We start from the raw sequence: 15,603 nt of genomic DNA, 5'->3' as shown, positions 1-15,603 counted from the left end.
AAATTACTCCTCTACGCCAAATTTTTTATCTAACTGGTTCATCTTCCAAGCGTAGATAAAGATGATCGCGATAAAGGTAATAATCGAACCTTGCTGCGCAAACCAAAAACCCAGATCGGTCCCACCAATATGAATGCCAGCGAGCATCGGCCGCAGCAAGATGGCAAATCCATAAGAGACTAAGGCCCAGATGATCAGGCTGATTGTGATGTAGCGTAGGTTAGCGCTCCAGTAAGCGGCGGCGTTCGTGTTATGATCGTCCATAGTTATGTCCCCTTCCATGTATTTATTATCGAGTAACTTTAAGTGAGTGGTAGTTAGGCAAGGTGCCAACTGACCTCAGTCGAAGGTCAAATATGACGGAATTGCTGCAAGCAACCAAAGTGAGGATAAACTCCCTGAGTTGCAGGGCACCGTAAATTGAGATGTCATATTCTGACAATTTTCTTTCCAGTGAGCTTGTGCGCGCTTGTTTGCATCGAACGCCATCGCGATCTTCCTTCTTGCATTGTTAAAATATTGTTACTTTGAAGGTTAGCAGGCTTTATGTGGGTGATCTGTGCAACTTTAGTCGTGATGGGGGTGGATTTAATGTGTTGATTTTTATTGTGTTATTTTTTTATTCTTAGATTTTATTGTTGAATAAAGGGAAGGAATTAGCCAAAGGTATAATGATCATCGCTGCATGAAGAGGTGATTAAATTGAATTTTTTTGTCCAAACAGTCATTTGTTTACATAAACTTTTCGTTACTGTGTCATAAAGTAGTGCACAATATAGGCCAAGAGACAATGGGTTAGGGCGATATCATTAATCGATGATAGGAGGATACGTGGACGCAGTTACCATTAATAGTTTTTTTCTGATTGGAGCATTACTGATTGCATTAAGCGTTTTGCTCAGCCCCGTATCATCAAAATTAGGCATTCCAATTTTATTGGTTTTTCTCGCGGTCGGAATGTTGGCTGGGGAAGATGGCTTAGGGGGGATTGTCTTTGATAATTATCCTCTAGCGTATTTAATTGGTAATTTGGCGTTGGCGATTATTTTGCTTGATGGTGGGATGCGCACTCGGGTAGCGAGTTTCCGCGTTGCTTTGTGGCCTTCTATTTCTCTCGCCACTTTTGGGGTGGCGATTACCACTACGCTGACAGGATTGATGGCCATGTGGCTATTTGATCTGACGTTATTGCAAGGTATTTTGGTCGGCGCGATTGTTGGCTCGACGGATGCGGCGGCGGTATTCTCATTACTGAAAGGCCGTAGTCTAAATGAGCGGGTGGGAGCAACACTCGAAATTGAATCGGGTACCAACGATCCGATGGCGATATTTCTTACTGTGACTCTGATTGCTGTTTTGGGTAATCAAGGTTTGGATTTAAGTGCTGGATTTTTAGCATTGAGTTTTGTTCAGCAATTTGGTGTTGGTGCATTGATGGGATTGAGTGGTGGCTGGCTACTGTGGAAGTTGATCAATCATACTCAGCTTCCTGAAGGACTTTACTCAATCCTAACCGTCAGTGGCGGCTTAATCATCTTCGCTTTGTCCAATGCGCTTGGTGGTAGTGGCATCTTGTCGATTTACTTAGTCGGTTTACTGCTCGGTAACCGCCCAACTCGTGGCCGCCAGTCAATTTTAAACGTATTGGATGGTATGACTTGGTTGGCACAAATCGGTATGTTCTTGGTGCTCGGGCTATTAGTCACTCCTTCTAATTTGCTGGATATCGTTTTGCCAGGACTGGCCTTGGCTTTTGGGATGATTGTCTTTGCGCGGCCTCTGTCGGTGTGGATCAGTTTGCTGCCGTTTAAAAGTTTTACTGCTCGTGAAAAATGGTTTGTCTCGTGGGTAGGGTTGCGCGGCGCGGTGCCGATTATTTTGGCCGTGTTTCCGATGATGGCCGGATTACCAGACGCTCAGTTGTATTTTAACCTCGCCTTTTTCGTGGTTATGGTGTCGCTTATCGTGCAGGGTGGCTCATTAACTCAAGCGATGAGCTTGGCTAAAGTTGAGTTGCCGCCCAAACCTGAGCCAATTTATCGTACTGGTGTAGAGGCCTTTCCCGCTAGCCAGTGGGAGTTGTTTGTCTATCGCCTCAAAGAAGATAAATGGTGTATCGGTGAACCACTGCGCAACTTGTTTATGCCGGAAGGGACTCGAATTGTCGCAGTGTTTCGCGATCAACAATTGCTTTACCCATCCGGTAGCACTCAGTTGCAAGAGGCGGATATTCTCTGTGTTTTAGGTCAAGAAAATGATCTTCCAGCCTTAAGTCAACTGTTCAGCGAAGCGCCAGAAAAAGCCTCGTTGGCTCGCTTCTTCGGTGATTTTTTCTTGGACATTAATACTAAGTTGGTCGATGTTGCGCTGTTATATGGTTTAGATTTAGGGGAGCAATCGGCAAGTCTGACGTTGAAAGAGCTGGTTGCTGAGCAGTTAGGTAACAGCCCTGTGTTGGGGGACTATTTTGAATGGTACGGTTTGCAGTGGGTAGTCGCGGATGTGGTCGATTGGCAAGTGACTAAGGTCGGTTTACGCTTACCTGCCGAAGAAGAAGAGTCCACGGAATAAGGCCTATAGCTAATATCGAGAGCCGGCAGTGGGCGCTGATAGCGACGCGCACTGCGGGTCAACTACCATTCGATTTGTTTGAGCAGAATGACGGCTTGAGTTCGGTTGGTGACGTTTAACTTACGGAAAATTGCCGTCATATGGGCCTTAATCGTTGCCTCGGAGACGTTGAGTTCATAGGCGATTTGTTTATTCAATAAACCGTCGGAGAGCATCCCTAACACTTTATATTGTTGGGGAGTGAGCGTGGCGATTTTCTCGGCTAAGTCATTACCTTGATTGGGGATGTCGACCAATCCTGCCGGGAAATAAGGTTCGCCATTGAGCACCTGATTAAGTGCGCTGATCAAGCTGCGCATATCGCTGGATTTAGGAATAAAACCAAACGCACCATGATGTTTGACTTGAGAGACTATCGCTGATTCTTCACTGGCAGAAATAACCACGATGGGCAGCTCAGGGTAAAGAGCGCGCAATTGAATCAAGCCCGACATGCCATTGGCTCCGGGCATTTTCAGGTCGAGCAGCAGTAGATCAACATCCGCTTGCTGGCTTAATAGGTTCAATAGGGCGTCTAATGAGTCTGCTTCAAGCAAATGAGCGCCGCTGATCGCCATATGCACCGATTGAAATAGCGCATTACGAAACAGTGGATGATCATCAGCGATAATAATGGTGTAGGTCGAATCCATGACGTTAATTACTTTTGAACATTTAGTTACAGAAATTATTGTCTTGTTTGTTGATAGTCACAATGGCGATGAACTAAAAGTCTGAACTGTATCGCCTTTTTATTGTGCTCAATGAAAAAAGCGTCAAATGGGTAAGCACTTGACGCTGAATGATAGGCTTCGTTTACGAGCTACTTTTTAACTTATTAGCTGGCCGGTTTCTCAAACACCGCGACTGACCAAGCCGGAACCGATAACTTACCGTTATTGACACTGGCTCCTGCACCAATCGAGTTCGCGCCAGCGTGTTGCTGAATGCTGTGCTGCTGATAGCCAGTAGCGTCAAAGTTGGCAAAGTGTGCTAAAGGTTCTGGTGAGGCGTTAATCACTACCAGCAGACCTTGGCGCTCGGCATCAATCGCACCATCAAAACGCTCACCGCTATTATCCATGCTCATGACCATCACGCCTGCAATTTGCTCACTACCCGTGTTGTGGAATTTGACTCTTTCGATAATGGTTTCTCCTTTACCCAGAGTGAACAGGCCGGATGAAGCGCGTAATTGAACAAGCTCATGGAAATAACCTTGCATGGTTTCCATATCGGTTTTATCTGGTTGAGCGTTAGTACCTGCTCCGGTTATCACATCTTCAATTATCTTCCAGTTTTCGCCATCTTTATCTTCACGAGGTAAACCGATATTCCAGTTGTGAGTGTCCATGGTGAAGTCGACGCGGTTATACCAATCTCCAGAGTCGTAAGAGTCACGCTGCATCGATTTAGAGCGTAAGATCTCGCTACCCATATGAATAAACGGTACCCCTTGACCTAATATCGCTGTGGATAAGCTCACTGCTTGCATGCGCACGCGCTCATCGGTGGTAACACCATAGGCAATCTTGAATTGGTTATTGTCCCATAAAGTTTGATTATCATGTTTGGAAACGTAGTTCTGTATTTCCCAAGCATCTTGCGCATAGCCTGTGGGCTGGCCGTTGTATTTGAGGTCAAAACCCTTGATTAGTTTGTCTTCGCTATCGGTAAATGTAAAATCTTTTAAGTTACCAGCCATACCAACTCGCACAATATCCGCCAAATGTAGCGCGGTGGCACGGTTATTGTCTGTAGCTAGATCATTAGGCAGAACATGGATACCATTACCAAAGCCTTGGTTACTACGTAGGAATTCTTGGCTATCAAAGGGGCCGCCGCCACGTACAGCATCCCGTAGGCGATCGGAGAATGAACCGATCCCCGTACCGGCTAAGTTGAGCTGTGTCGCTTGCTTGAATTGACGATCATTGGCCACTTCACCAAAGTTCCAACCTTCACCATAGAAGTAGACCTCAGGATTGGCCTGTTGCGCTACTTTGAAAGTGCCTAGAATTTGCTCAAGTGGGTGATGGCCCATTAAATCCCAACGGAAGGCATCAATTTTGTATGCTTTGGTCCAGGTATAAATCGAATCATCAATCAATTTCGCAAACATCCGATTTTCTGGTGCGGTATTCGAGCAGCAGGTAGAGGTTTCTACTTGACCAGAAAACTCGTTCAAGCGTTGGTAATACCAAGGGACAATTTTATCGAGTACCGATTTATCTGAGACGCCAGCTTCATTGGTGTGGTTATAGGCAACATCCATAACCATGTTCATACCAATCTCTTGTTTTACCGCCATCACCATCTCACGGAACTCTTTAATGCGCGTTGTACCATCAGGGTTGGTTGAGTAAGAGCCTTCGGGAACGGTAAAGTGGAAAGGATCATACCCCCAGTTAAAGCTATCGACATCGCGCACAAAGCCATTTAGGCGTTGCACCACAGGGTTTTGTTTATGGTCATCGCCTTTTAGCTGATGGAATACGGCCGAAATGGTTATCTCAGTCGCACAGTAAGTACCAAAAGCGGGATCGTTTTGCACCGCGGGCTGTAATTGACACAGTTTACTGAATGGCTGATCAATATCGGCTACTTTGCTTGGATCTTCATTAATGGTAGCAATATCAAACACCGGCAGTAGATGTAGGTGGGTGACTCCTGATTCTGCCAATTTTTGCAGATGTTTAACGGGTACGGTATCTGATTGAGCAAAAGCAGTAAATTTACCACGGTGGGCTTTAGGTGTGCTGTCATCTAAAGCGGAGAAATCGCGCACATGGGCTTCATAAAGCACAAACTGAGCAGGGTTGGTTTGCGAATGAGGCGCTTTTAAGTCCTCCCAACCAGCAGGTGTAAGATCAGGATGGTTGAGATCCACCACTTGGCTATATTCTGAGTTCATCGCCAAGCTAAGTGAATACGGGTCCGTAACTTCATAGCGTTCCACTCTATCCGTGGCTGGATGATAAACCGTTACTTGATAGCGATAAAAATCGCCATGTTTTAGCGCTGTCTCTTCTACTGACCAACTGCCTGATTTAGCATCAAATTCCATATTTATAGGAGTTTGGGCTTTTTTATCAGCACCATAAGGGATCAGCTTGACGGATTGAGCGGTTGGCGCCCAAAGACGGAAAGTGGTTGTATTACCATTCGTTAGTGCGCCGTATGGCAACTTGACAGCTTCATCGGCATAGAGAGCATCCAAGGCACTGGCGGGTTGCACTTCTGTCGCTTGAATTACCCCTTGATGATCACTGGCGACTAACCAGAGCTGACCTTTGAGTAATTGTTTCAATTGCTCTTCGCTATAGTCAAAACTAAAACCAACAAAGTCATCTTTGAGATGGGGTTTTTCTGATGTCCAATCATTGGCGGCTTTAAGCTTAGAGGTGAACTGGCTATCAAAACCAGTCACCGATTTGCTGGCGGAATCAAAACTAAGCTCACCTTGCGCTGAGTGATAGAGTGTCACTGAGGTCGCTTCTTTATTGCCGACTAATACCGTCTTAGCGTCAGCAAATATAGCACTGGCACCGATGACATCCACTTGGCCTTGTGGCAAGCGTGCTAATGGTTGATAAAAGACTTTATTGGTGCCTTTAAATAGCATCCCAATCGCTCCAATGACCCCTTGTTGAGCAAACTCAAATTTCAAGTTATCGGTTTGGTAATCGCCATTGCCGTTAGTGTTGGCGATAAGGTTTATACAATCACCATTGCTATTTATGGGTAAGTCCCAATAAGCACCATAGGTTTTACTCAATCCAGTCGGGCGGAGTCCCGGCCAGCTTGTGTCTCCGGCATCGTAACTGCTGCATTCGCCTTCGTTCCAAACATGCAGTCTAAAATCGCTTTCGTCACCATCTTGACTATTAAAGTAAATACGTAATGTATCTTGTCTTAACTCACTTCTAGCAATTAACTCAGGGTAAACGGCGGCTACTCCTTGTTGAGTATAGACGCTGGCATTTTTCCCTAGTTGGGTTAAGTCAATTTTCGTATCAAGTTCACCCAGTGGTTTATCGTTACCAAAGTGAGGGATCATATTGATGCACTGCGAAGCATCTTGCCTGTAGGGGAGGTGCCAGTAAGCTCCGAAGGTGGCATCAATCCCATTTGGAGCGAGACCATTATTCCACTCGGTATTACTTCCTGCATAGGAACGACAATGGTTATCGTTCCATACGTGGAGAGTGAGCCCCTGATAAAGATCGTTATCGCTAGTTTGACTACGTAATGTGGGGTCAGCTTTATAAAAAACGGTGACGGTTTGTGTTTCTGCGGCGATATCATCATCCGATGACGAGTTACAACCGACCAGTAAACTGCCTGCTAAAATGGGCAGCATAGCTTTACTTAATGCCGAAAAATTAGGTTTGTTCACGTTCTAAGTCCCTAGTTTTCTATCTAATCTATAAAATATTTAATTAACAACGTTATAGAATTAGTCAGGTTATGAGTTCACTGGACATGCTAGGGATAAGCAACCTATACAAAATGTGAGCCATCGCGATAAAGATTTTTTAGAGCGATAAAAATTACAATCTACGAACCATTATCACGCTTGGTAGGGTGATTGACTTTCGAAAAGCGCACACTTTGCAGGATGAGTAGGGGGGATGAGTGGCGGACGTTTGTCGTCATTGTCCTACTTATTGCGATTCTGTGGGTAATAAGTCAATGTTATTGATTTTTATATTTACCGTAAACGGCGTGTAGTATCACAAAAAAGGGAGAGATATTTAATCAGGGAAATAAAGATGGCAGATAAATCGATGGGGATTTATCTGCCAAACTGATTAGAGTTGGAATTTTTCTAAATGAGCAAGAAAAGGATGCTCGGCCATAAAGCCAGTGATACGCGCTTGAGGTAGTCGATTTCCTTGTCCATCCCAGAAATCGATGGTCGGCAAACCAAGTACTTGCAGATGTTGTAAGAGTTCAAAATCTTCTGGCTCACTACGGGTAACATCTACTTGCAGTAACACAAAGTTTTCTAACTGTTCTTCAACGGCGGGCTGATGAAAGGTATAGCGCTCAAACTCTTTACAGGCCACACACCAGTCAGCGTAAAAATCGAGCATTACCGGTTTTCCGGCTGCTTTAGCGTTGAGCAAAGCTTGGTTAAGCTGCTCGACAGTTTTAATTGGTTGAAACTGAATGCTGGCTTGTTGAGTACTGTAATGATTGGTATTCAGCCAATAATTTAGCAGTGGTTGAGCGGAGAATAACAGGCCGAGGATGGCAATAATACCAATTAGGCTTTGTTTCCAACCCGCAAAAGGTAAGCTATTTTTTGCATGGTATAGCCAACCGAATGCGCTTAATCCTAACGCCGACCATAATATCGTGCTCCATAAGCTAGGGATAATTCTCTCCAGTAGGAAAATCGGCGCCGCGAGAAGCACAAAACCAAACAACACCTTAATGCGATTCATCCAGTCGCCGGCTTTCGGCAGTAACTGATTACCGAACACGGCGACAACAATTAAGGGGATTCCCATACCTAATGCTAATGCATAAAGCGCTACGCCTCCGGTAACTAAATCGCCACTTTGTGCCACATAAAGCAAAGCTCCGGACAGTGGCGCGGTGGTACAAGGTGAGCAGACTAAGCCTGAAATCGCGCCCATCATAAACACGCCGCCAAGGCGTCCACCTTGCTGGCGCTGACTTAAACTACTTAGCCAAGTTTGTAGGCTACTCGGCAGTTGCAAACTGTATAAACCAAACATTGATAACGCTAAGGCAACAAACAAGACGCTGAGTGTGATTAACACATAAGGGTGTTGTAACGCGGCTTGAAATTGCAATCCAGCCGAGGCCACCACTAAACCTAACAATGTGTAGGTTAGCGCCATCCCTTGCACATAGATCACGCTCAATAACAACGCGCGACGTTGTGAGATAGCTCCGCCACCAAGTACGATGCTGGTTAAAATCGGATACATCGGCAGTACACAGGGAGTGAACGCCAAGCCAATACCGAGTAATAAAAACAGCAGTGGAGTCCAAGCGCTGTGCGCTAATCGATTCGCTAAAGAATCTTGTTGTGAAGCTGGATGGTTAGCTTCGTTAACGGCCGCACTGTTCTGCACCGCTGACGACGTTGCGGATATAACGGTTGAGCTAGAGATAGGTTCGCTGGATGTTTGGCCGATTATGGGTTCAAGATCAATAACCCGAGTTTCAGGTGGATAACAAAAGCCTGCCGCTGCGCAGCCTTGGTAGCGCACGGTCAATGTAGCACCAGATTGGGCATTTTTCAGTGATACGTTTATCGACAGTGGGGTGTCATAAATCATCACATCGCCAAAAAATTCATCGTGATATGGCTGCGCTTGCGGTAACACGTAATCGCCCAATTGGGCGTTGTGAGCTTCAATCGTTAGGCTACTTTGATATAAGTAGTACCCCGGCTTGACTTGCCAATCTAAAAATAGCTGATCAGCTTGTTGGAAAAAAGACAGCGGAAAGGCTTGTTCGACCGAAGCGAAGCGCGAGGACCCGTTTAAATCAAACGAAGGATTTACGGTCAATGTGGCCAATGCTGGCGTACTGATTGCTGTACTAAGCAGCAGTAAAAGAGAAATAAATAGACGCATCATCACTACAACATCCAAAACACGATTGGCTTTACTATATAGACAATGGGTTGGAAGATACAGTGCAGCGCTGGGGTTAGGCCACCCCTAACCGACTTTTGACAATTCGCTCACAGGCTTCGACACGATTGGCGTCGCGCGGAATCACGAGTACGGTATCATTACCGCCCACGGTACCAATGATTTCGCTGTGCGGATCGATATCAACCAAACGAGCCACTAACTGAGCGCTACCTGGATGAGTTTTGACCACTACCACTGATTGGTTATGAGTAATAAATTCAATTTGGGATGCAATAGAGGATTCAACATGCACTGGTGCGGTTTCTACCGTGATGCAATAGACTTTTTTACCACATGCATTACGGACTTTAACCACACCAAGTTGAGAGAGTAAACGTGACACAGTGGACTGGCTGACGCCTTCAAATCCCAGTTGGACTAAGCGCTCGCGTAGCTCATGTTGATTAGCGAAACTCTGTTGTTGTAGCAGTCGTTTGCAAGCCGCAGTTAATGAGCGTTCATCAGCATCAATGTCTGGTATGGTTCGGTTCACGGTCGAGCCCTCGTTCAATTGTTAAGCAAATATCATTCTGTAACTGAGCATATCACTTATTGATTAACGGCTTATTGCGGAAGATCACCAAATAAAAGACTGTATTATGATGATAAGCTAGTCATTTAGATTAATGAGTGAGGCAAGTGATGATACTCACGAGCCGGACTCCGACCCGTGAGTAAATTAGCAGAAATATCAATCAATCGCCCAGTGTCGCTACCATGACTGCTTTAATGGTGTGCATCCGGTTCTCCGCTTCATCGAATACGATCGAATGTTCTGATTCGATGACTTCATTAGTGACTTCAACCCCTTGTTTTAGTTCTGGGTAAGCTTGGGCCAACTCTTTGCCGACGGTGGTATCTTCACCATGGAATGCGGGCAAGCAGTGCATGAATTTCACATGTGGATTGCCCGTGGCTTTAATCATATCCATATTCACTTGATACGGCAGCATTAATTGGATGCGCTCAGCCCATGCTTCTTTGGCTTCGCCCATCGAAACCCAAACATCGGTATAAAGGAAATCACAACCCATGACGCCTTCTTGCACATCTTCAGTTAGGGTGATTTTTGCTCCCGTTTCTTCAGCAATTGCGCGGCAAGTGGCAACCAGTGATTCTGTTGGCCAGAATGCTTTTGGTGCTACGAGGCGAATATCCATGCCCATTTTTGCTGCGCCGACCATTAATGAGTTGCCCATGTTGTTGCGTGCATCACCTAAATAAGCAAACTTGATTTGATGCAGTGCTTTACCTCGGCCGTGTTCGAGCATGGTCATAAAGTCAGCGAGAATTTGTGTTGGGTGGAATTCATCGGTCAGTCCATTCCATACAGGCACACCGGCATACTGGCCGAGTTCTTCGACAATCTCTTGGCCAAAACCACGGTACTCAATCCCATCGTACATCCGCCCTAAAACGCGAGCGGTATCTTTCATTGACTCTTTGTGGCCGATTTGCGAGCCAGAAGGACCAAGGTAAGAAACTTGAGCCCCTTGATCAAAAGCCGCGACTTCAAACGCGCAGCGAGTGCGAGTGGAGGTTTTTTCGAAAATTAAGGCAATATTTTTACCTTTTAGGCGAGGTTGTTCATAGCCATTGTATTTGGCTTTCTTTAGCTCAATCGATAAATCTAATAAATGCTGGATCTCTCTTGGCGTAAAATCGAGTAATTTTAGGAAGTTACGGTTACGTAAGTTAAAAGCCATGATCTTATCCTCGTTAAAGAGCGCTGCTATTGTTCGGGCTAGCGCCGAATAGTCTGCTGATGTGACGTACGCGTTCAATGCGAATTCTGGATGGCATAAACACGTTGAAAATTATCTCAGGGTTAGTCTCGTTATTGGTCGCGAGTAATGTTAGTACCTGCTTTGCCTTCTAAAATGGCTAAAGCATCATCCAAGGCTCCAATACCGACCACGCTGCCCCCTTGTTTAATAAACTCACAAGATGCTTGAATCTTTGGTGCCATTGAGCCTTCATCAAATTGATAGTTCGCCAGTTCACTAGGCGTAGTGCTGCGTAAAGCGTGTTGGGTCGGCGTGCCCCAGTCGAGATAAACCGCATCGGCATCGGTCAAAATAAGCAGCGCATCGGCGCCAATTTGTTTGGCGAGAAAGGCGGCTGACATGTCTTTATCGATCACGGCTTCCACACCAACCAGCTTGCCATGCTGATATTTCACCGGAATACCACCACCGCCAGTACAAATCACTAAATGACCATCCGCAATTAGGGTATTGATGGCTTGATGTTCGACAATGCCAGTAGGTAGCGGGCTGGGTACTACGCGACGGAAATACTGGCCATCAGGTTTTACTGTCCAATGGTATTTCTCAGCTAAAGCTCGCGCTTCTTCGGCTTGATAAACCGGGCCAATCGGTTTGGTTGGATTAGCAAACGCAGGGTCATTGGCATCAACGGTCATTTGAGTCAACATACAAGTGACGTTGCGCTCAGGAAGTAGATTTTTGAACTCTTGCATCAGCATATAACCAATCATGCCTTGGGTTTCGCTACCTAATACATCGAGTGGGTATGGGTTAACTTTTTTGTATTCCAGCCCTTGTAGTGCTAATAATCCGACTTGTGGACCATTACCGTGCACCAGTACCACATTGTAATGCTCAGCAACTTTCGCGATGGCTTGTGCGGCAATCTGAATGTTGTGGCGTTGAACATCCGCTTCTAATGGCTCGCCGCGACGAAGTAAGGCATTGCCTCCTAAGGCGACGACAACAGTTTGTTTTGTCATAGTCATTTCTCTCGTTGGTCAATGGGAGAAGTGTTGTTCTCCCATTTCACTCGCCCTAATTTAGATATCATCACGTTCAATGGGGCAGCTCATGCAGCGAGCACCACCACGGCCACGGCCGAGTTCATCACCTGGGATAGGCAGTACGGTAATGCCAGCTTTGTCGTATTTTTCATTGGTATAAGTATTGCGTTCATAGCCAATGACCACCCCTGGACGAACCGTGAGTACGTTGTTAGCGTCGTTCCATTGCTCCCGTTCTGCTTCAAAGCTATCGCCACCTGTGGTGATCATCTGTAGCTTGTCGACACCGAGTGCACGTTCGATAGTATGAATATAAGAGGCTTGTTGCGTAGCCTTAACTTTGCCAGAAGCATCGCCGGTTAAGCTCCAACATTTCACATCATCAGGAATCACATTCGGGTAAACAGAGAAGGTATCTTCGCGCATGTGAGTCATTACTGTGTCGAGATGCATACAAGAGCGTTCTTGAGGCAACTCAAGGGCAATCACTTGTTTGGCTTGACCATGTTTAAATAGCGCTGAAGCCAGTTGCTCTACCCCTTGTGGCGTGGTGCGCTCAGACATGCCGATTAACACCGCACCGCGTCCGATGACTAAAACATCACCGCCTTCGATGGTCGATTTGTCATAATTGCGTTCTTCATCACCGAAGTATTTGATGAAGTCTTGACCAGCGAAGGTTGGGTGCCAGCGATAAATCGCTCTTAGATGGTTGGTTTCGCGTTGACGAGCCACTTTAGCCATTGGGTTAATGGAGACGCCACCGTATACCCAGCAGGAGGTATCACGAGTAAACAGATGGTTTGGCAATGGTTTGATAATAAAGTCATCCACTTTATGCATCGATTGCAAAAGAGACGATGATTGCATCGGGAATTGGCCATAAGACAAGCCACCGGTTAGGATTTTGGCTAATTCAAGATGTGGTAAATCATTAAGGAAGCAGCGAACATCGTTGGCAAACGTTGGTCCAAAACGATTATCTGAGATTTGTGTATGTAACAACCACTCTTTGGCTTCACTCACATCGAGGGTTTCGGCGAGCAAATTTGTTAACAGCAAAACCTCCACACCTTGATCACGGAGGGTTTGGGCAAAAATATCGTGCTCTTTACCTGCGCGTTCAATATCTAACACATCATCAAATAATAAGTCGTGACAGTTAGAGGGGGTTAAATGAGTTAATGCACGTCGTGGACGATGAATTAAAACACGGCGTAATTGACCTACTTCAGAACCTACGTATAACTTACTCATAATCGTATCTCTCTTATTTTGTATACCTTAATTAACTAAAGGTATAATTATTCTGTAGGGTGTTTGAGGGAGATTGAAATTTATATTTAAATTCATCTCTTTGTTCTGTATTTAATATTACCCTGTACTTGTGTTCTTTCTTGGATATGGCTCACAGTTTACTTTTTATATTAATTTGCTATTTGGAATGACTTATTAACAAATATTATTCATTTGATAAGGTTTAAATCGGCGGTTTTTTAATGGTTTTTTATGGAATAAAATGCTTTTGATTATTGCTCATTGGCCGATTTTCAGCCTGATAGCATTTGATTTGGAAATATTATGCAAATAGTGAAAGTATCAGATAGGCTTAAGGTGGCGAATTTATTCATTATTCGAGATTAGATAACGGTTTTTCTGGTTTGATTTGTTCTAATGTTAACAAAATAAGCGAGGAAAGATTGATCTAGAACAATTATAAAATGCTGGTGATTTACTGGTATTTGAATTAACAGGTGAATTTAATTCATGGTTTGATAAATAAAACTAATTAATCGCAATGCAGATCGTTTTTGGCAACGTTACGATAGTGGATAATAGAAAAGCAAAAAGCCGCACCCGATAGCGTGCGGCTTTGTAGAATAAGAATATTATCAAGTAATGTGATTTTATGGTTTTGTTATGGCTCAGATGGCGTTGATTACGCTGCGTTCATATGAAGCTTTAAAGTAACACACCAATACTGAGCATAATCATAATAAACACACACAAAATACCCAGTAATGGCGCGACCCACTTAATCCAGCGGACATAAGGGACACGAGCAATGGCTAAGCCGCCCATGACTACCGCTGACGTTGGCGTGACTAGGTTGACTATTCCAGATGCAGATTGGTATGCCGTGACCACCAGATCGCGACTAACGCCAGCAAAGTCTGCCAGTGGTGCCATAATCGGCATGGTTAATACAGCCAGACCAGAAGACGATGGAACCAAGAATGATAATAAAATCTCTAGCCAGTACATGACGTTAATAAACATCACTGACGATAATCCAGTAACGATATGTTCAGCTGAATTAAGAATCGTATCAGTGATCATGCCTCGGTCCATGACCACGACAATACCCCGCGCAATACCGATGATTAACGCGACGCCAAGTAAATCACGTGCACCATCAATAAAGCTACTGGTAAATTCTTCTTCACTCATTCTGGCCACAAGACCAATCAGAATCGTTGAACCCAAGAACATCGCTGAGATCTCAGCCATCCACCAGCCGGCAACGGATACGCCATAAATCATCACGGCAAATGAGAGTGCAAAGATGGCTAAAATAATTTTACGAGTGGTGGTGAAAACTAAGTTTTCTCCGCTACGGTTACCTAAAAAATGCGCTTGGTTTTCTTCATACTTATCATAAACAATCGACTTACTTTGATCAGCGCGAACCATTTTCGCATAACGCATGACGTACATGACACAGATGATCCAGCCCACTAATAAAATCGCAAGACGCAGGAAAATACCATCAGTAAAGGGGATCCCTGCCGCATTGGCAGCAATCACGGTCGCGAAAGGGTTAATGGTAGAGCCCAACGTTCCTATACCAGCGCCCAATAGAACAGTAGCCGCTGCGACGACGGGGTCAAAACGAGCTGCCATCATCACTGGCACTAATAGGGTATAGAAGGGGAGTGACTCTTCTGCCATGCCATAAATAGTGCCACCTGCGGCAAAGAGGGCCATCAAGATGGGGATCATTAATTCTTCTCGCCCTTGTAAACGCGAGGTGACTCGTTCAATACCCGCATCTATGGCTCCCGTTTTGGTCACCAAACCAAGAAAGCCGCCAATAATCAAAATAAATAGCGATACATCAATGGCTGCCGCTTCATAGGTATTATGGTCATAAAATCCGTCAATGGGAGCAAGGAGGACATCAAGAATACCTTGTGGGTTACCTTCTGTGGGAGCATAGGTGCCAGCAATGGGGACTTCTTTACCGAGTTCTTCGTTGATGGTTCGTTCGTACTGACCCGCGGGGACTATCCAGGTTAATAAGGCTACAAAGGCAATTAATAAAAATAAAATCGTATAGGCAGAGGGAAACTTTAAGTTGGCAAAAAAGCCTTTCTTATGATCGGTGGGTAAAGTTTGGCTTGTCATAGCGTTCTCCTTACATTTAGATGATCTGGACTAAATGTGCTTGGTGGCTAATATTTGGATTCATGGTCAATTTTTAATTCAAGAGTATTTCTCTTATTAATCAGCAATAAGATGAATGTAATGATA

At 44.9% G+C, this 15,603-nt stretch carries 10 protein-coding genes; 1 reads left to right on the top strand and 9 read right to left on the bottom strand.

The features are described from left to right. Nucleotides 1–3: 3 nt before the first annotated feature. Nucleotides 4–264 carry a DUF4212 domain-containing protein gene (locus BSR11_RS11875; protein ID WP_072670565.1) on the bottom strand — a complete coding sequence of 87 codons (261 nt, stop codon included), beginning with the start codon at nucleotides 262–264 and terminating at the stop codon, nucleotides 4–6. 567 nt (nucleotides 265–831) lie between these two features. Between BSR11_RS11875 and BSR11_RS11870 the strand changes: the two genes are divergently transcribed. Next, nucleotides 832–2,571 carry a potassium/proton antiporter gene (locus BSR11_RS11870; RefSeq protein ID WP_072670564.1) on the top strand — a complete coding sequence of 580 codons (1,740 nt, stop codon included), beginning with the start codon at nucleotides 832–834 and terminating at the stop codon, nucleotides 2,569–2,571. Between the two features lie 62 nt (nucleotides 2,572–2,633). Here BSR11_RS11870 and BSR11_RS11865 read toward each other — a convergent pair whose 3' ends face one another. From BSR11_RS11865 to BSR11_RS11830, 8 genes are all read right to left on the bottom strand, one after another. After that, the gene (locus BSR11_RS11865) at nucleotides 2,634–3,263 is read right to left on the bottom strand and encodes a response regulator transcription factor (protein WP_072670563.1); all 630 of its coding nucleotides are present in this window, start codon (nucleotides 3,261–3,263) and stop codon (nucleotides 2,634–2,636) included. 185 nt (nucleotides 3,264–3,448) lie between these two features. Then, complete coding sequence (gene pulA, locus BSR11_RS11860; RefSeq protein ID WP_208604788.1) at nucleotides 3,449–7,009, bottom strand: pullulanase-type alpha-1,6-glucosidase; 3,561 nt, start codon at nucleotides 7,007–7,009, stop codon at nucleotides 3,449–3,451. 415 nt (nucleotides 7,010–7,424) lie between these two features. Beyond that, nucleotides 7,425–9,230 carry a protein-disulfide reductase DsbD gene (locus tag BSR11_RS11855; RefSeq protein WP_422636406.1) on the bottom strand — a complete coding sequence of 602 codons (1,806 nt, stop codon included), beginning with the start codon at nucleotides 9,228–9,230 and terminating at the stop codon, nucleotides 7,425–7,427. A 76-nt stretch (nucleotides 9,231–9,306) separates the two neighbouring features. Further along, the gene (locus BSR11_RS11850) at nucleotides 9,307–9,786 is read right to left on the bottom strand and encodes an arginine repressor (protein ID WP_072670561.1); all 480 of its coding nucleotides are present in this window, start codon (nucleotides 9,784–9,786) and stop codon (nucleotides 9,307–9,309) included. Nucleotides 9,787–9,988: 202 nt separating this feature from the next. Next, nucleotides 9,989–10,999 (bottom strand): ornithine carbamoyltransferase, encoded by a 1,011-nt coding sequence (locus BSR11_RS11845; RefSeq protein ID WP_072670560.1) that lies wholly within the window; start codon nucleotides 10,997–10,999, stop codon nucleotides 9,989–9,991. Between the two features lie 131 nt (nucleotides 11,000–11,130). Further along, on the bottom strand, nucleotides 11,131–12,045 hold the full coding sequence (gene arcC / locus BSR11_RS11840) for a carbamate kinase (protein ID WP_072670559.1): 915 nt from the start codon (nucleotides 12,043–12,045) through the stop codon (nucleotides 11,131–11,133). Nucleotides 12,046–12,105: 60 nt separating this feature from the next. Beyond that, nucleotides 12,106–13,326, bottom strand: a complete 1,221-nt coding sequence (gene arcA, locus BSR11_RS11835) for an arginine deiminase (protein ID WP_072670558.1) — start codon at nucleotides 13,324–13,326, stop codon at nucleotides 12,106–12,108. A 705-nt stretch (nucleotides 13,327–14,031) separates the two neighbouring features. Beyond that, the gene (locus BSR11_RS11830; RefSeq protein WP_072670557.1) at nucleotides 14,032–15,477 is read right to left on the bottom strand and encodes a YfcC family protein; all 1,446 of its coding nucleotides are present in this window, start codon (nucleotides 15,475–15,477) and stop codon (nucleotides 14,032–14,034) included. Between the last annotated feature and the right edge of the window lie 126 nt (nucleotides 15,478–15,603).

This window comes from Vibrio injensis (genome assembly GCF_001895205.1).
Taxonomy (GTDB): Bacteria; Pseudomonadota; Gammaproteobacteria; order Enterobacterales; family Vibrionaceae; genus Vibrio; species Vibrio injensis.
This window is presented reverse-complemented; position numbering and strand designations above follow the sequence as displayed.